Raw genomic sequence first — 18101 nt, forward strand, 5'->3', positions numbered from 1 at the left:
GCGAAGACGATATCATGCACGCTGAATTTCTTGCTGATTGCATCAAGATTCTGGGCCATGATTTCGTCATCACGAATGCGTCAGACCAATACCCGTATTTGATGGACTGGCGCCAGCGCTATCTCGGCAAGGCAATGGCAGTGCTGCTACCAAAGTCTGCCGATGAAGTGGCAAGCCTGGTGCGGCTGTGCGCAACACATAAAATCGCCTGCGTACCACAGGGTGGCAATACCGGTCTGGTATTGGGCAGCATACCTGATCAGACAGGCCTGGCTGTAGTGATCTCCTTGAAACGCATGAATCGCATATTGGCGGTGGATGTCGCCAATAATACGATTACAGTCGAGGCTGGTTGCCTGCTGGCGCAGGTACAGACAGCAGCGAGCGAAGAGCAGAGATTATTTCCCCTGTCACTGGCCTCGGAAGGCAGTTGCACCATAGGTGGCAATCTCTCGACCAATGCTGGCGGCACCGCAGTTCTACGCTATGGCAATACCAGGGAATTATGCCTGGGGCTGGAAGTCGTCACTGCCCAGGGTGACATCTGGGATGGCTTGCGCGGCCTGCGCAAGGATAATACGGGTTACGATTTACGCGACCTGTTTATAGGCGCCGAAGGTACGCTGGGCATTATCACAGCCGCCGTGTTGAAATTATTCCCGCAACCCCGCGCCCAGATTACCGCATTCGCAGCACTTGATAGTGCGGATGCTGCCCTGGACCTGCTCAAGCACTGTCAACACGCACTGGGACCGACCCTGACTGCATTTGAATTGATCTCTGACTTCAGCCTGCAACTGGTACTCAAGCATTTCCCGCAACTACAGCATCCATTCGGGCGCAGCCATCCTCGCAGTTATCCTTATTATGCATTGCTGGAAATGTCTGACCACGAATCAGAAAGCCATGCAATTGCCCTCATCGAGCAAGTGCTGGAGCAAGCGATCAATGATGGCGACGCCGCCGATGCGGTCTGCGCAAGCTCGGTCAACCAATCAAGAACCTTATGGAAGTTGCGCGAGCATATTTCTGAAGCTCAGGCCAGGGAGGGGAAGAATATCAAGCACGATATTTCCATCCCGGTGTCGCAAATCCCACGCTTCATACACATCACGGATGCAGAATTAACAGCTGCATTTCCGGGTTGCCAGATCGTCTGCTTTGGTCATATGGGGGACGGCAACCTGCACTACAATGTCTCAGCGCCTGCTGGCAGCAGCGATGCGACATTCATCCTGCAACAGGCCGACATCAACCGCATAGTCCATGACCAGGTGCATCAGTTCAAAGGATCGATTTCTGCCGAGCACGGACTGGGGATGTTGAAACGCGATGAGATCAGGCTGTATAAATCCGGCTTGGAATTAAGCATGATGCGCGCCATCAAAATGGCGCTGGACCCACAGAATATTATGAATCCAGGCAAGGTCTTGTAAACCGCCTCAATGCATTTGCTGTACCAACTGCGTTGAGGCGAGAATAAATTTCAATTCGTCAATTGCCTAGGCGTATAACGGCGTGCCTGTGGGCCAGCCACTTCAGCAGCTTGCATATTGGTTGGCAACTGGAACACGCTGACTGCGCGCGTCAATTCTACGGCCTGCTCTTCCATACTCTCTGCCGCTGCTGCTGCCTGTTCAACCAAAGCCGCATTCTGCTGCGTCATTTCATCCATTTGCGTAATCGCCAGATTTACCTGTTCTATGCCTGAACTTTGCTCCTGGCTGGCTGCCGTGATCTCGCTCATGATGTCGGCCACATGCTGGACACTGGTGACAATCTCATCCATGGTCTTGCCTGCTTCATCGACGAGCTTGCTACCCTGATCAACCTTATCGACCGAGTCACTGATGAGGGATTTGATTTCCTTGGCTGCACTGGCACTGCGCTGTGCGAGATTACGCACTTCGGCAGCGACCACGGCAAAACCGCGACCTTGTTCACCGGCACGGGCAGCTTCTACCGCAGCGTTCAAGGCCAGGATATTGGTCTGGAAGGCGATGCCATCAATGACGCCGATGATATCGACGATCTTGCGTGAACTTTCTTTGATCGAGCCCATGGTATTGACCACTTGGCCTACGACTTCACCACCTTTTACTGCAACGCTGGAAGCCGAGACCACGAGCTGGTTGGCCTGGCGGGCATTGTCGGCATTTTGCCTGACGGTGCTGGTCAGCTCTTCCATGGAGCTTGCTGTTTCTTCCAGTGAACTGGCCTGAGATTCTGTGCGGCTGGACAAGTCGGCATTGCCTGAGGCAATCTCTTGCGAGGCTACGGTAATGGTTTCGGTACCTGTCTTGATCTTGGAGATCGTAGTCAAGAGATTTTCCTGCATCATTTGCAGGGAGTGCAACAGATCACCTATTTCATCCGTACCGCTCGCCTCTACATGCTGAGTCAAATCACCATTGGCAATCTGGTCAGCGATAATGGCAGAGCGTTTGATCGGGCCAGCAATGGTTCTTGCTATGAGCCATGCAGCAACAGAGCCTATGACTATCGTCAAAATACCAATAACCAGCATCCCCAGCCTGGCATTTTTGTAGTTGGTCAGCGACTCATCATAAGCAGCCTTCATCGCCTTGTGCTGTTGGCTGGCCAGCTCTGTCAGCGCCTGCATCCATTTTTCGTTTGGCGCATTGAATTCCGTCTGCAATACAGATGCTGCGTCGAAATAATTTCCTTCTGCGACCAGGCTTTTGATCTTGTTGGCAATCGCCAGCACCTGACGTTTTTGATCAAGAGAATTTTGCAGGGTATCTTTACCCTCTTTATCGTCTATTAATTTCTTTGCTGAAGTTTCAGAGGCATCATAGCCTTCCAGTATCTTGGCCAGCCTTTTGGTTTCGCGTTCGGCCTCTGCCATGTCACTGGGGGCCGTCATTTTGCGCAGCACCAGCGCCAGAGCCCGCCCCTGCTCACGCATATCCGTGGCAGCATCAAGACTGGCGACCTTGGTATTGAAAATATAATCCGTTGAAGCCTGCAACTGGCTCAGTCGAAACAAGCCAAGGACAAGCAAACCGCAGGACAGCAAGATGACCAGACCAAAACCCAGAGCCAGGCGACCACTAATCTTCAAACGTGACAATTGATTCATACATTTTCCTGAGTATCCGCAACTAACGAAGGATGAATATCAGATTAACAAGAGAAGAATTGAGAGTACCTCCCAATTTTTCCACGCACTCTGATTTTTATATTTTCAACACGCAAAACTTCAGAAAAAACCTGCTTCTACATGCACTCGTAATAGCAATTTGAATAGGCCTGCCAGTAAAGAATTAAGATCGAATTCCCTGAGCAATAAGTGGTACTACTTGCTCAGAGTATAGCCTGAAAAAAAGACCGTACACATGCGTCAATGATGACGAATTGCAACATCGACTCAAAATCACAACGCCTTTTTGCATACTCATTGCCCACTCAGGTATTTATGCACGCGGCAAAAACAATTCACAGCCTCAGATGAAAATTTATTTTCTATGGACCAGGTGTAGCCAGCTTGAACGACACCGTCTGCATGACCTGACCATCATCAAAACACAAGGAGCGTTCTGGCCATTGCAATGCAGCCAGCTTGCAATCCGACTCAGGAAAATCTTTATTTTTTCTCGCAGACCAGCGACCGCCAACAGAAAAGTCAACGCAAAACACATTGCCGGCTACACCATGCCATGCAAGCGGCGATGTATTCTCAAACAGGTCTTCGCCACCCTTGCCAACATGGACGCGGTCAAACGCATTGAAGCGACGCCAATAATGACCAACCACCACGGGCAGTTGCTCTGTGTATGCATTCCACCATTGCTCACGCCCCACAAAACGCCATTTGCCGCCAGAATAGAAAGGCTCATGCCATTTACTTTCTACTCCAGACGTCAGCACCCTCAAAGGATTATGCATTTGCATCAGAACATCATATGCTGCATGAGCATGCATGAATGGTGGCAGATGATCCGGGTTTTCCAGGCCGGGACTGTGTGCAGCCAGTTCAGCCTGCATTTGCGCAGAAAATTCCTGCGCCAACTGCCGCGTGTCGGCGTCCAGGCGGCGGTCATTTTCCATCACGCTGCCCAGAGCAAGATGACGTATTCCTTCTATATGCTCCGCGATCCATGCTGCGTGTACTACCCGCAGATCTTCGCGCTCAAGCGCAACGGGCAGAGATGCTAAAAAATTTAGGGTATCTGCTTTCTTTGCGGTATCCAGCCTTTTGAAAGGCGCGTACTTGGGTTCATCCCTGACTGCTCGCTCTTCAAAAAACCAGCCAGCACCATCTTTGGCACTACCGCGCAATAGATTCATTTCATGATTGCCCAATACCGCTACTGCCCTGCCCGCCTTGACCAGGCGCTCAAGCAATGCCAGCACAGCCGGGCTATCTGGTCCGCGATCGCAAAAGTCACCAACAAATACCAAGTTGCGCTCATCCAAGTGTTTGCCATCGGCATCATAACCAAGGTGATGCATCAAGTTGCAAAGGGCTTCATATTCGCCATGAATATCGCCAATAATATCCAGCGGGCCAGACGGCAGTTGTTGAATCAGACTCATCATTTTCCTTTTATTCTGTTACCACGCTACAGCTTTCCAGAAGCCATCAAAGTGACTGCATATCTTGCGGCAGCACAAAGTTGCAGTACCAGCAACTACCAACATCGAATCAATTTGATTTCATTTTAAATCCAATTGAATAATAGCATCAAATTGATTCGATGTTAAAATATTCGATACAATTCACCAACCGATCAGCATCATGCATCTGGAAACTCTGCCCGCAGCCCAGCGCGAACGTCTCGCATTTATAGAGTTTCGCTTGTGGTTTCTTGGTAACGTCACACGAAAAGACGTCATGGACCGTTTTGATATAGCCTCAGCGGCTGGCACGCGCGACCTGGTTTTGTACCGGGAACTGGCACCCGGCAATGTGCTGTATGAAGGAAAAATGTATCACTATCAGGAGAACTTCCAGCCCCTGTTTCAACATCAGGCAGACAGAGTATTGTCAGCACTGTGCTCAGGATTTGGAGATGGCGAGCGTGGCACTGGCACATCCTTGTTGGCACACGACATCCCCAACCGCCTGAATCAACCGGCACTGCAGGACCTGGCCAGAGTAACCCGCGCCATTCGTGGCGAATACCCACTAAGGCTGACCTATCACTCCATGAAAACCGGCCCATCCAAGCGGGAAATTGTCCCGTTGGCACTGGTGGATTCTGGCCTGCGCTGGCACGTACGGGCCTATGACAGAAGCAAACAAGAATTCCGCGACCTGGTACTGACACGCATGGATGACATCACAGATATCAAGCCAGGCGATAGAAGTCACGCGCTGCAAGCACATGAACAACTCGCTGCCGATGATCAATGGCAACGCATAGTCCATATCGAATTACAGCCCCATCCCTCGCACCAGCATCCAGAGTCCATCATGCGCGACTATGGGATGAAAAATGGCCAGCTCGAAGTCAAATTACGGGCTGCTATCGCTGGCTACGTCCTGCGTCAGTGGCAAGTCGATTGCTCACCAGATGGCAAACTTGACGGCAGCAACGCCAGATTGAGGCTGGCCGATCTGAGCGTGCTTGATGAGGTAAGTAATGCAGTACTGGCACCGGGATATCAGAAAATGAATATCTAGAAGATATGCGATCCCAACTCTTCTGCAATTTCATCACTACCATTCAATTTCAGAAACCAGGCAAAAGAAAAAAGCCCCTGAAGCAAGCGATGATGGCGAACTGCAACATTTACTCAAGTTGACATTACGTAAAATGAAGCAAATCAAATGGGAGCAGGATGCAAAGCCAGCGCCGCCAGCAATGCACTTTACCTTTTACACTTGCTGAAAAAAAGATTTTTGAGTTGATGAGACAAACACTACAGACGCACTACCCGACACCAGGAGCAGGCAAAACGAAGTAATTGCGCCACTCCTTTTTAGCAAGGTTCGACAATTAGCTCAGGGAATAGCAGACCAGCGCCGGCAATGCTCAAAGGCAAATTGTGAACCCCAGACTCCTGGCAGCACATCCGATTTGATCATGCCTATGAGTTCGGCGGTTTTACCCTTGTCTTTCGCATCACAGGCAAACTTGGCGAAGTGATTGATATTCCATGCATCGGGATATTTTTTCAATACATCGTCAATCCCTTTTTTCATAGTCGTCCAATCTACCTGTGATTCAGTAAACAGCCTGTTACGATATTGTGTCTGCGCGGCGTACCAGTAGATCCTCGCATACATACCATACCCTTCAACAGCCTCGGTACGCTCCAGCGCCTTACGAGCAAATTTCTCTATCGCATCAGCACTACCACCCCATTTGGGTGCGTAATAATCAATGGCATCAAAGTACAGAGGATAGAACTGAGGCATTTTACTGAGGCCCTCATCTATCAAGGCCTCCATCTTATTTTCTGGCCAGCTCTGGTACTTGGCGATTCCCTCCATTTGCTGGTACCAGTATGGATCCTTAGAGGCTATCTTTTTATGTGCTTCAAGATACACTCTCGCTTTTTCTACGTATGTATAGAATGGCTTCCAGTTTTTTTCTTGCACATCACCAGCAAAGCCACTACCTCTGGCGGTCCAGGCACGATTGATCAGCATTTCAGCATAAGCTAATTGAGCAGCAGCAGAATTAGGGTACGCTCTTTGCCATTTTTTTATGCGCCCTTCTATTCCAGACCATGCCTCGTCATCATTAGTGTTATGCCTGAATGATTTTGATAGCCCTACATAAAAGAGTGTTAACTTCCATAATCCACTCGACGTGCGGGCTTGAGGATCACGAAAAGCTGTTGCCATTTGCTCGAGCTCGGCAAATTTTCCGTTAATGGACAATTCTTTTACTTCATTCTCAATTTTTTCTCTATTCTCAGCTTCGTCGGCATAAGAAAATTGTGTGATCAATGTCATCAAGGACATGATCAAGCCCAGGCTAAGTTTTTTTAAATGCATTATCGGAGAACCTAAGTTTAAGTATATGCAAATAATCGCAAATTAATTCATGAATAGCAACTATTTAACAGGCACACACATAAAAAAACCCCTGCGGCGTAGGCAAGGGTTTTCATTATTTTTTGGCCTGCCCAGTAGGAATCGAACCTACGACCCCGAGCTTAGAAGGCTCGTGCTCTATCCAACTGAGCTATGGACAGTCTGTTGATGGCTAGCAAAACAGATGTTTGCGAGCCCAAAAACTGAAGGCTGAATAGTACATGGTATCGCTCTCACTTTCAAGAATGAAACCACTGCTGACAGCTAATTTACTTAGATTGCAGGTGGAATGCAATCTGCCAGGCGGCGGGCGCTGGTGGAGGCGAGTTCGGCGTCCACTGCTTCCACCATCACGCGCACCAAAGGCTCGGTGCCGGATGCGCGTATCAATACCCTGCCCCGGTCTGCGAGTTCGGCTTCAACCTTTTGCTTCTCTGCAACCAGCTTTTCATTTTTTTGCCAGTCGAAACCGGCTGGCACTTTGATGTTCAATAAGGTTTGCGGGAACAGTTGCAGATCATCGAAGCAGGCATCAAGGCTCTTACCGTTGCGCCTCAGAGCCGACAATACCTGCAGGGCTGAGACGATGCCATCACCGGTAGTATGCTTATCCAGGCACAGGAGATGACCAGAACCTTCACCGCCGAGCAGCCAGCCACGTTCCTGCATTTGCTCCAGCACGTAACGGTCACCGACTTTGGCGCGGGCGAAGCCCACACCGAGTTTTTTGAACGCCACTTCAACTGCCATGTTCGTCATCAAGGTGCCTACCACGCCCTCAACTTTGCCTATTGCCATGCGGTCCAGCACCATCAGGTACAGGAGCTGGTCACCGTTATAAATCTTGCCGTGCTTGTCCACCATCAACAAACGGTCAGCATCACCATCGAGGGCTATACCCAGATCGGCGTGATTGGCGCGCACCGCCAGTGACAAGGCATCTGGCGAAGTTGCGCCGACCTTGTCATTGATATTCAGGCCATTCGGTTGATTGCCTATGGCAATCACGTCTGCGCCCAGTTCATGGAAAACATGTGGGGCAATATCGTAAGCAGCACCATGGGCGCAATCAACAACGATCTTCAGGCCGCGCAAATCCAGCTCTGCCGGGAAGGTGCTTTTGCAAAATTCTATATAGCGACCATTCGCATCATTCAGACGGCGTGCCTTGCCCAGCTTCTCAGAGCTCACACATTGCATGGGACGTTCGAGCTCAGCTTCGATAGCCAGTTCAACCTCATCAGCCAGTTTGTTGCCGTTGGCCGAGAAAAATTTGATGCCATTGTCATCAAACGGATTATGCGAGGCCGAGATCACAACACCTGCTGACAAACGCAATGCGCGCGTCAGGTAAGCCACTGCGGGCGTCGGTGCCGGGCCAGACAGCATGACATCGACACCTGCGGCGGCAAAGCCAGCCTCCAGCGAGGCTTCCAGCAAATAACCGGAGATACGGGTGTCTTTGCCGATCAGGACTGTGGGGCGGGCGTCGCCGGTGACATTGGCTTGCGCCAGCACTTTGCCTGCGGCATAGCCGAGGCGCATGACGAAATCAGGCGTGATCGGTGCGACACCCACTTTGCCACGTATGCCATCTGTACCAAAATATTTTCTGCTCATATTCTTCCTGCTCATCAAGGGGATAATGCATCCCAGATTTTGTATGCATCGACAGTTTCTGCCACGTCATGCACACGGATAATGTTTGCGCCCATCTGTTTTGCCAGGAGGGCTGCTGCGATACTGCCTGCCATGCGTTCTGGTGCAGCCCTGCCTGTCAAACCACCGATCATGGATTTGCGTGAAACGCCAACCAGCACAGGCAAGCCCAGCTCTTGCTGGAATTGCGGCAAGTGCTTGAACATGGCTGTATTATGTTCCAGGGTTTTGCCAAAGCCAAAACCAGGATCAAGACAGATGCGATTGGCTTCTATGCCGGCATCTGTCAACGCATTCAGTCTATCGCGCAAAAAAGTTTTCACGTCCTGATTAACGTCTATATATTCAGGACTGACTTGCATGTCTTCTGGCGTGTTCTGCATATGCATGACACATAAGGCAGCTTCTGCATTTTGCACGGCAGCGATGGATGCAGGTGAGCGGAAGCCCTTGATATCATTGATCATATCGACGCCTGCAATCAGCGCTTCACGCATGACTTCGGGTTTGTATGTGTCTATGGACAAGGGTTTACCACAGTCACGCAAGGCATAGATGACAGGCATGACCCGGCTCAACTCTTCATCCAGCGGTAAAGGAGCAGAGCCAGGGCGGCTTGACTCACCGCCGATGTCGATGATATCGACACCATCTTCTATCATCTGTTCAGCACGGGCGATGGCGCTTTCGAGGTTCAGGTATTTGCCGCCATCAGAAAAAGAGTCAGGCGTGATGTTGAGCACACCCATGACCAGTGTTCTGGACTGGGCTCCACTTAAGGGATAGCGGAAACGGCCACATTGGAAATATTTCATTTTTTAAAAAGACTAAGGGTGAGGAATGACCCCCACCCTTGTACAAGAAATTCAAGAATTAATTGTGTGTTTTTTGTACGTCAGTTCAAGCTGGTGCAGTTGCATTAGGCGACACACCACCGGAAGAACTACCCGAGGAAGGACGGTTGCTTGACTGGCTCTGCTTTGGCGGACGTGGATCTATACCATTCATGATGTCATTAACCTGGTCAGCATCAATGGTCTCCCAATCCAGCAAAGCCTTGGTCATGGCCTCTACCTTGTCACGATTTTCTTCCAGAAGTTTACGCGACAAAGCATATTGAGTATCCAGAATACTACGAATTTCTGCATCCACTTTTTGCTGGGTTGCCTCGGAAATCGTTTTCGATGGGCCGCCAAAATAACCTTCACTCTGGCTATCTTCATAAACCATCACGCCCATGCTGTCGGACATACCAAAGCGCGTCACCATGGAACGTGCCAGTTTAGTAGCGCGAGAGAAATCATTGGACGCACCAGTGGACATCTGGCCTACAAAAATTTCCTCTGCAATACGACCACCAAACAAAATGGATATTTCTTCCAGCATTTTGTCTTTATAGCCACTCAGATTATCATGCTCAGGCAATTGCCAGGTTACACCCAGGGCAAAACCACGCGGCATGATAGTCACTTTATGGACGGGATCAGCCTTTGGCAAAAGCTTGGCAACCACTGCGTGACCAGACTCGTGATACGCAGTATTCCTGCGTTCTTCTTCACGCATGACCATGGAGCGACGTTCAGGGCCCATGTAGATTTTGTCCTTGGCATCTTCAAAATCCATCATTTCAACCAGACGTTTATTGCGTCTCGCTGCAAACAATGCCGCCTCATTGACCAGATTGGCCAAATCAGCACCAGAGAAACCTGGTGTACCGCGCGCCAGCACATCTGCCTTGACGTCCGCAGAGATAGGCACTTTGCGCATGTGGACATTAAGAATTTGTTCACGACCACGGATATCTGGCAAGCCAACAGAAACCTGACGGTCAAAACGGCCTGGGCGCAGCAAAGCTTTATCCAGTACGTCAGCACGGTTAGTAGCAGCAATCACGATGACACCGGAATTGGCCTCAAAACCATCCATCTCCACCAGCATCTGGTTCAATGTCTGTTCACGTTCATCATTACCACCACCCATGCCAGCACCACGATGGCGGCCAACAGCATCAATCTCATCGATAAAAATGATACAAGGTGAATGTTTTTTGGCATTCTCAAACATGTCGCGGACACGGGAAGCACCCACACCAACGAACATTTCAACGAAATCAGAACCGGAAATCGTGAAGAAAGGTACTTTTGCCTCACCAGCAATGGCGCGTGCGAGCAAAGTTTTACCAGTACCTGGAGGGCCGACCATCAACACGCCGCGCGGGATACGGCCACCAAGTTTCTGGAACTTGGTAGGGTCACGCAGGAAATCAACGATTTCACTTACTTCTTCTTTGGCTTCATCGCAACCGGCGACATCCGCAAAGGTCACATTATTGTTGGTGTCGTCCAGCATCCTGGCTTTGGACTTGCCAAAAGAGAATGCCCCACCCTTGCCACCGCCCTGCATCTGACGCATGAAAAATACCCAGACACCGATCAGCAAGAGCATCGGGAACCAGGAAATGAAGACTTGTGACAGGAAAGACTGCTCTTCGGGCTGTTTGACATCAAATTTGACGCCACTATCCACCAGATCACGTATCAAGCCCTTGTCCAGCACAGTAATCTGGGACTTGACCTTTTTACCTTCAGAATTGGTCGCCACGATGGTGCGGTTGGCCTCATCAATGGTCGCTTCCTTGATATGCTTGGACCTGACCTCATCGAGGAACTCGGAATACGCAACGGATGTAACGCCTATACCGCTGCTTTTTCCATCAAACTGCTTAAAAAGTGTAAAAAGCACCAGGGCAACCACCACCCATATAGCAGCTTTTGAAAACATATTATTCACGAGAACTCCTTGAACGCAGGATGCGCCATTTGATACTGTAAACGTTCATTCTACCCCCATTGGGTAGAGCTTGCTAGCCAGCATATGTTGGCAATATTGATGATTATCAAGAGGTAAATTCAATTATTCGGGATTTTTCAAGCCTTTTCCGAGCAAAAAGATCTCGGAAGACTTGTCTTTACTGGCTTTTGGCTTCTTGTTGAGTACAGTTTTGAACTCATCTTTAAATAATGTCACTATCGTGTTATAGCTGGGACCATGGAAGCATTTCACCAACAAAGCACCGCCCGGCTTAAGATGCGCCTTGGAAAAAGACACTGCGAGCTCGATAATATATTCGACACGCGCCGCATCAACTGTTGAGTTGCCAGACAGATTTGGGGCCATATCGGACAATACCAAGTCCACTTTGCGCCCCAACAATTTGGATTCCAATTGATCCAGCACTTCATCTTCACGAAAGTCGCCCTGGATGAATTGCACATCAGCGATAGGCTCCATAGGCAAAAGATCAAGGGCAAAAATCTCACCCAGGATGCCACCACCTTCTTTACCTGCGAGCTTATTCCTTACATACTGAGACCAGCTGCCTGGGGTTGCCCCGAGATCGACCACAACCTGCCCCGGGCGTATCAATTTTTCTGATTCATCTATTTCTTTTAGCTTGTAAACGGCGCGTGCACGATAGCCTTCCTTTTGTGCAAGTTTCACATAAGGATCATTAATATGGTCGTGAACCCAATTTTGATTGAATTTATTCTTTGCCATTCGCGTAAAATACTGCTTTTAAAGGAATTACTATGTTAAAACTTACGCCCGCTGAAAGAAGCGAACTCCGCTCCGAAGCACATGCACTGAAACCTATCGTATTAATCGGCGAAGCTGGATTGACTCCTGCTGTTATCAAAGAAATTGATGCTGGCCTGAATGCCCATGGCCTGATCAAGGTACGCGTATTTGGCGATGATAGAGAAGCACGCATAGGTATGTACGATACCATCTGCGCCGAGCTGAATGCAGCCCCAGTACAACATATAGGTAAACTTTTGGTGGTTTACCGTCCCAAACTGGAAGGCACAAAAGAAACCAAACTGGTTAAAAAAGGTAAAGGCATGCGCGAAGTTACTATCGTCAAGCCCAGCCCAAGCGGAACCAAAAAACCTACCGTGTCCAAAGTCATGGTCAAAGGCAATGAGCGCGTCACCCAGGGTGGCAATATCAAGCGCGCAAAACCACGCCAAAGCAGTGCAAAAAAATCATCTCTGGCCAACAGCTAAGCTTCAATACTGCTGACATCAATCAGTACAACCCGGCCTGACCTGGCCGGGTAATTACCTCTCTGTACGCTTAAACAGCTGTTGCATCAACCGCTGCAGAAATTCATATTCACAGACTGAATATGAATTGATTAAACGTACATCACATCCAGCACTTCATACTCGCGCACACCAGCAGGTGCCTGTACACCAACAACATCGCCGGCATACTTGCCTATCAAGGCTCGTGCGATAGGAGAAGTGATGGAGACCTTGCTCAATTTCAAGTCTGCTTCATCTTCACCAACGATCTGATAGCTGACTTTCTGCGAAGTTTCGAGGTCTTCCAGGTGGACTGTGGAGCCAAATACGACGCGCCCTTCAGCATCGAGTTCGCTAGGATCAATAATCTGCGCAGAACCAAGCTTGCCTTCGAGCTCAGCGATACGGCCCTCAATGAAAGCCTGGCGCTCCTTGGCGGCATCATATTCGGCATTTTCAGACAAATCGCCTTGTGCGCGTGCCTCAGCAATCGCATTGATCACATCTGGGCGCTCTTTGGTTTTCAGTTTATGCAATTCTTGTTTTAGCAATTCTGCACCAAACTTGGTGATAGGTACTGTACTCATGACATTCACACTTTTAAAAGTAAAAATACAGAGGCCACATCAGACACCAGCATTACCGATGCCATTTGTGACCTCTGTATCGAAGTTCATGTGTCCCGACCAAGTCAGGGACACTGTTATTTCTATCAGTTTAAGGTTTTATGCAGGCCTTGTAAATCATAAACATGCAATTCATTGAGATGACGCATGCCTTCGACCGCAGCTTCTGCACCGGCGATGGTCGTGAATGTTGTTGCACGGGCAATCAATGCAGAGGTACGGATAGCGCGTGAATCAGTAATGGCATTGCGCTTTTCTTCTACTGTATTGATGACCATGGCAATATCATTGTTCTTGATCATATCAACAACGTGTGGCCTGCCTTCGACAACCTTGTTCACCACTGACACAGGAATTCCCTCAGCAGCAATCGCGGTTGCCGTACCACGCGTGGCAACGATGGAAAAGCCCATCTCCACCAGATCTCGGGCCACTTTGACACCGCGTGGCTTATCACTGTTCTTGATACTCAGGAATACCTTGCCGGACGTTGGCAATTTCACGCCTGCTCCCAATTGCGATTTCACGAAAGCTTCGCCAAAGGTTTTACCCACACCCATGACTTCACCCGTCGATTTCATCTCTGGGCCAAGAATGGTATCAACGCCCGGGAACTTCACGAACGGGAATACGGCTTCCTTGACGCTGAAGTAAGGCGGCACGACTTCGGCACCGATACCTTGTGAATCAAGCGATTGTCCAACCATGCAACGTGCAGCAATTTTTGCCAGTTGCAAACCGGTCGCCTTGGATACATACGGCACGGTACGCGATGCACGTGGATTCACTTCCAGCACAAATACGACGTCCTTGCCATCTTGCTGCTGAATCGCAAACTGTACGTTCATCAGGCCAACGACATTCAAACCTTTTGCCATCAGCGCAGTCTGGCGCTTGAGTTCAGCAATGGTTTCTTGTGACAGGGAATATGGCGGCAAGGAACATGCGGAGTCACCAGAGTGAACACCAGCCTGCTCGATATGCTCCATGACACCACCAATGAAGGTACGCTCACCGTCAGACAGGCAATCAACGTCCACTTCAATCGCATCATTCAGGAAGCGATCGAGCAAGACTGGAGAATCATGCGACACCTTGACGGCTTCACGCATGTAACGCTCAAGATCACGTTGCTCATGGACGATTTCCATCGCACGGCCACCAAGTACATAAGATGGACGCACCACCAGCGGATAACCGATTTCTTGCGCCAGTGCCAAAGCATCAGCCTCCGTACGTGCTGTACGGTTAGGCGGTTGACGCAAGCCCAGGTCTTGCAGCATTTTCTGGAAGCGTTCGCGGTCTTCTGCAGCATCGATCATGTCTGGTGAAGTACCGACGATAGGAACGCCATTCGCTTCCAAATCCAGCGCCAGTTTCAAAGGTGTCTGACCACCATATTGCACGATGACGCCAACTGGTTTTTCTTTATCGACGATTTCCAGTACATCTTCCAGTGTCAGTGGTTCAAAATACAGACGGTCAGATGTATCGTAGTCGGTAGAAACGGTTTCAGGATTGCAGTTGACCATGATGGTTTCATAACCATCTTCGCGCATTGCAAATGCCGCGTGCACGCAGCAATAATCAAACTCAATACCCTGGCCGATACGGTTAGGACCACCGCCCAATACCATGATTTTTTTCTTGTCGGTCGGATTCGATTCGCATTCTTCTTCGTACGTCGAATACATGTAGGCTGTATTCGTGGCAAATTCACCGGCGCAAGTATCCACGCGTTTGTAGACCGGGCGCACGTTCAAAGCTTTACGCTTTTCACGAATCGCTGTATCTGTCGTTTTCAGCAATTTTGCCAGACGACGATCAGAGAAACCTTTTTGCTTCAGTTGCAGCATGAGGGCTTTGTCAACGCTGTCGAGTGACTGTTCATCCAGCCACAATTCGATATCGACGATGTCCTTGATCTGCACCAGGAACCATGGATCGATATGCGTCAGTTGATGCACTTCTTCCAGAGTAAAGCCTTGAGCGAAAGCGTCACCAACATACCAGATACGGTCCGGGCCAGGCTCACCCAGTTCTTTTTCCAGGGTCTCACGGTCCTGGGTTTTTTCATTCATGCCATCGACGCCAACTTCCAGGCCACGCAGGGCTTTCTGGAAAGACTCCTGGAAGGTGCGGCCTATCGCCATCACTTCACCAACAGATTTCATCTGCGTCGTCAGGCGGTTATCTGCCTGTGGAAATTTTTCAAATGCGAAACGTGGGATCTTGGTAACGACGTAATCGATGGAAGGCTCGAAAGAAGCTGGCGTAGCACCACCCGTAATTTCATTACGCAATTCATCGAGCGTGAAACCAACTGCCAGCTTGGCAGCAATCTTGGCAATAGGGAAACCAGTTGCCTTGGATGCCAGCGCAGATGAACGCGATACACGCGGGTTCATCTCGATGACGATCATACGGCCATCGGCAGGGTTGATGGAAAACTGTACGTTGGAACCACCGGTGTCAACACCAATTTCACGCAGCACTGCCAAAGAGGCATTACGCATGATCTGGTATTCTTTATCGGTTAGTGTCTGCGCTGGTGCAACCGTGATGGAGTCACCGGTATGCACACCCATAGGATCCAGGTTTTCGATGGAGCAGACGATGATGCAGTTGTCGGCCTTGTCGCGCACGACTTCCATCTCATATTCTTTCCAGCCTATCAACGATTCTTCGATCAGCAATTCATTGGTAGGCGATGCTTCCAGACCGCGCTTGCAAATCGTTTCGAATTCTTCCGGGTTGTAGGCAATACCACCACCTGTACCACCCATGGTGAACGATGGACGGATGATGACAGGAAAGCCCACATCCTTTTGCACTACCCATGCTTCATCCATGGAATGGGCAACGCCGGAACGCGCAGAACCCAGACCAATCTTGGTCATGGCGTTCTTGAATTTCAAACGGTCTTCAGCCTTGTCGATGGCTTCAGGAGAAGCACCGATCAGTTCGCAATTGTACTTGATCAGCACGCCGTTGCGATGCAAGTCCAATGCGCAGTTCAGTGCGGTCTGGCCACCCATGGTAGGCAGAATCGCATCCGGCTTTTCCTTGGCGATGATGCGCTCAACAACTTGCCAGGTGATAGGCTCGATGTAAGTCACATCGGCCATTTCCGGGTCAGTCATGATGGTTGCCGGATTGCTGTTAACCAGAATCACGCGGTAACCTTCTTCACGCAAAGCCTTGCAAGCCTGTGCGCCGGAATAATCGAATTCGCAAGCCTGGCCAATGATGATGGGGCCAGCGCCAATAATCAAAATACTTTTTATGTCGTTACGTTTTGGCATTCTCTTATTCTCCTGTCTTTGCCTTGGTCATCATCGCAGTGAAGCGGTCAAACAGGTAGGCAATATCATGCGGACCTGGTGAGGCTTCAGGGTGACCCTGGAAGCAGAAAGCTGGTTTATCAGTACGGGCAAAGCCTTGCAGCGAGCCATCAAACAAAGACACGTGGGTGACACGGCAATTGGCTGGCAAAGTTGCCGCATCGACTGCAAAACCGTGGTTTTGGGATGTGATCAATACCTGCTTGGTATCCAGATCCTGCACAGGATGGTTGGCACCGTGGTGACCGAATTTCATCTTGAGGGTTTTGGCACCAGATGCCAGCGCCATGATTTGATGACCAAGGCAGATACCGAAGGTAGGAACGCCCTTCTCTATCAATTCCTTCGCAGCAGCAATCGCGTAATCGCAAGGCTCAGGATCGCCAGGACCATTCGACAAAAACACGCCATCAGGATTCAGTGCCAGCACGTCAGCAGCGCTGGATTGCGCAGGCAATACAGTAACCTTGCAGCCGCGCTCGGCCAGCATGCGCAGGATATTGCGCTTGACGCCAAAGTCGAAAGCAACAACATGGAATTTAGGGTTTTGCAACTGACCATAACCCTGGCCCAATACCCATTCAGCTTCTGTCCAGTTGTATGCCTGCTTGACAGACACGACCTTGGCCAGATCCATGCCAGACAGGCCAGGGAAAGACTTGGCCAGTGCGATGGCTTTTTCAGCATCAGCACCTACCAGGATAGCACCACCCTGGGCACCTTTTTCACGCAAAATACGTGTGAGCTTGCGGGTATCAATACCGGCAATAGCGACAATATTTTGGGATTTGAGATAATCAGAGAGGGATTGTTCAGAGCGGAAATTCGATACCAGCAAAGGCAGGTCTTTAATGATCAAACCGGCTGCATGGATTTTGTCAGACTCTACGTCTTCGGCATTGACGCCGGTATTACCAATATGCGGATACGTCAGGGTAACGATCTGGGAACTATAACTGGGGTCAGTCAAAATTTCCTGATAGCCAGTCATTGAGGTATTGAAGACAACTTCACCTATGGTCTGACCGGCAGCGCCAATCGAATATCCAGTGAAAATGCTTCCATCGGCGAGAGCAAGTATAGCGGTGTCCTGGCCGGAACGAAGAAGGGACTGCGGAATGGGCAGCAAGGGCAACTCCTGTATTGTTACCGCCGCTGCGACGCCCCAAGCTGTCGTTTCCCTGGCCGCGCATGAATTGCCGCGCAGCCTGGAAAGATGATGGAGCGATGTGAATTTGGGTAGGCGCTACGGCGAGATTTCGGATTAGTTAAACCCTCGAATTATAGCGCGAAACGGCCCATCAGGCAAATACGAAATGCCTGATGGGCCGTGAAATTGCTTGCAAACTCAATAGTGTACGAGCGTGCGTTA

General features: G+C 49.9%; 13 protein-coding genes and 1 tRNA gene. 3 read left to right on the plus strand and 11 right to left on the minus strand.

Annotation, left to right across the window (positions count from 1 at the left end; all coding sequences use genetic code 11):
- Window positions 1-14: 14 nt before the first annotated feature.
- Window positions 15-1436, plus strand: coding sequence for an FAD-binding oxidoreductase (locus UNDYM_RS14710; protein ID WP_162041709.1), 1422 nt, complete (start codon window positions 15-17; stop codon window positions 1434-1436).
- Window positions 1437-1486: 50 nt separating this feature from the next.
- On the opposite strand, the gene UNDYM_RS31230 is transcribed toward UNDYM_RS14710, so the two are convergent.
- Window positions 1487-3103: a methyl-accepting chemotaxis protein gene (locus UNDYM_RS31230; protein WP_162041710.1), complete on the minus strand. Its 1617-nt coding sequence runs from the start codon at window positions 3101-3103 to the stop codon at window positions 1487-1489.
- 383 nt (window positions 3104-3486) lie between these two features.
- The gene (locus tag UNDYM_RS14720; protein WP_162041711.1) at window positions 3487-4560 is read right to left on the minus strand and encodes a metallophosphoesterase; all 1074 of its coding nucleotides are present in this window, start codon (window positions 4558-4560) and stop codon (window positions 3487-3489) included.
- A 202-nt stretch (window positions 4561-4762) separates the two neighbouring features.
- Here UNDYM_RS14720 and UNDYM_RS14725 point away from each other — a divergent pair, with 202 nt between their 5' ends.
- Window positions 4763-5650: a YafY family protein gene (locus UNDYM_RS14725; RefSeq protein ID WP_162041712.1), complete on the plus strand. Its 888-nt coding sequence runs from the start codon at window positions 4763-4765 to the stop codon at window positions 5648-5650.
- 321 nt (window positions 5651-5971) lie between these two features.
- Here UNDYM_RS14725 and UNDYM_RS14730 read toward each other — a convergent pair whose 3' ends face one another.
- From UNDYM_RS14730 to UNDYM_RS14755, 6 genes are all read right to left on the minus strand, one after another.
- Complete coding sequence (locus UNDYM_RS14730) at window positions 5972-6940, minus strand: DUF4034 domain-containing protein (protein ID WP_162041713.1); 969 nt, start codon at window positions 6938-6940, stop codon at window positions 5972-5974.
- A gap of 156 nt (window positions 6941-7096) precedes the next feature.
- A tRNA-Arg gene (locus tag UNDYM_RS14735) sits at window positions 7097-7173 on the minus strand.
- A gap of 112 nt (window positions 7174-7285) precedes the next feature.
- The gene (gene glmM, locus UNDYM_RS14740; protein ID WP_162041714.1) at window positions 7286-8632 is read right to left on the minus strand and encodes a phosphoglucosamine mutase; all 1347 of its coding nucleotides are present in this window, start codon (window positions 8630-8632) and stop codon (window positions 7286-7288) included.
- A gap of 14 nt (window positions 8633-8646) precedes the next feature.
- Window positions 8647-9486, minus strand: coding sequence for a dihydropteroate synthase (folP, locus tag UNDYM_RS14745; RefSeq protein ID WP_162041715.1), 840 nt, complete (start codon window positions 9484-9486; stop codon window positions 8647-8649).
- A gap of 85 nt (window positions 9487-9571) precedes the next feature.
- On the minus strand, window positions 9572-11461 hold the full coding sequence (ftsH, locus tag UNDYM_RS14750) for an ATP-dependent zinc metalloprotease FtsH (protein WP_162041716.1): 1890 nt from the start codon (window positions 11459-11461) through the stop codon (window positions 9572-9574).
- 123 nt (window positions 11462-11584) lie between these two features.
- A complete protein-coding gene (locus tag UNDYM_RS14755; protein WP_162041717.1) occupies window positions 11585-12229 on the minus strand; it encodes an RlmE family RNA methyltransferase in 645 nt (214 codons plus the stop codon).
- 32 nt (window positions 12230-12261) lie between these two features.
- On the opposite strand from UNDYM_RS14755, the gene UNDYM_RS14760 reads away from it, so the two are divergent.
- Window positions 12262-12738, plus strand: a complete 477-nt coding sequence (locus UNDYM_RS14760) for a YhbY family RNA-binding protein (protein WP_110253841.1) — start codon at window positions 12262-12264, stop codon at window positions 12736-12738.
- Window positions 12739-12869: 131 nt separating this feature from the next.
- Here the strand turns inward: UNDYM_RS14760 and greA are convergent, their stop codons facing one another.
- The 3 genes from greA to carA form a co-directional block, all read right to left on the minus strand.
- Window positions 12870-13346 (minus strand): transcription elongation factor GreA, encoded by a 477-nt coding sequence (gene greA, locus UNDYM_RS14765; RefSeq protein ID WP_162041718.1) that lies wholly within the window; start codon window positions 13344-13346, stop codon window positions 12870-12872.
- Between the two features lie 125 nt (window positions 13347-13471).
- Window positions 13472-16690, minus strand: a complete 3219-nt coding sequence (gene carB, locus UNDYM_RS14770; RefSeq protein WP_162041719.1) for a carbamoyl-phosphate synthase large subunit — start codon at window positions 16688-16690, stop codon at window positions 13472-13474.
- A gap of 4 nt (window positions 16691-16694) precedes the next feature.
- Window positions 16695-17849 carry a glutamine-hydrolyzing carbamoyl-phosphate synthase small subunit gene (gene carA, locus UNDYM_RS14775; RefSeq protein WP_162044636.1) on the minus strand — a complete coding sequence of 385 codons (1155 nt, stop codon included), beginning with the start codon at window positions 17847-17849 and terminating at the stop codon, window positions 16695-16697.
- Between the last annotated feature and the right edge of the window lie 252 nt (window positions 17850-18101).

This window comes from Undibacterium sp. YM2 (assembly GCF_009937975.1).
Taxonomy (GTDB): domain Bacteria; phylum Pseudomonadota; class Gammaproteobacteria; order Burkholderiales; family Burkholderiaceae_D; genus Undibacterium.

Coding starts and splice junctions, on each gene's coding strand:
- UNDYM_RS31230 (WP_162041710.1), bottom strand. CDS start 3,103: ATGAATCAATTGTCACGTTTGAAGATTAGTGGTCGCCTGGCTCTGGGT.
- UNDYM_RS14720 (WP_162041711.1), bottom strand. CDS start 4,560: ATGAGTCTGATTCAACAACTGCCGTCTGGCCCGCTGGATATTATTGGC.
- folP (WP_162041715.1), bottom strand. CDS start 9,486: ATGAAATATTTCCAATGTGGCCGTTTCCGCTATCCCTTAAGTGGAGCC.
- UNDYM_RS14710 (WP_162041709.1), top strand. CDS start 15: ATGCACGCTGAATTTCTTGCTGATTGCATCAAGATTCTGGGCCATGAT.
- carB (WP_162041719.1), bottom strand. CDS start 16,690: ATGCCAAAACGTAACGACATAAAAAGTATTTTGATTATTGGCGCTGGC.
- glmM (WP_162041714.1), bottom strand. CDS start 8,632: ATGAGCAGAAAATATTTTGGTACAGATGGCATACGTGGCAAAGTGGGT.
- greA (WP_162041718.1), bottom strand. CDS start 13,346: ATGAGTACAGTACCTATCACCAAGTTTGGTGCAGAATTGCTAAAACAA.
- UNDYM_RS14755 (WP_162041717.1), bottom strand. CDS start 12,229: ATGGCAAAGAATAAATTCAATCAAAATTGGGTTCACGACCATATTAAT.
- UNDYM_RS14760 (WP_110253841.1), top strand. CDS start 12,262: ATGTTAAAACTTACGCCCGCTGAAAGAAGCGAACTCCGCTCCGAAGCA.
- UNDYM_RS14730 (WP_162041713.1), bottom strand. CDS start 6,940: ATGTCCTTGATGACATTGATCACACAATTTTCTTATGCCGACGAAGCT.
- UNDYM_RS14725 (WP_162041712.1), top strand. CDS start 4,763: ATGCATCTGGAAACTCTGCCCGCAGCCCAGCGCGAACGTCTCGCATTT.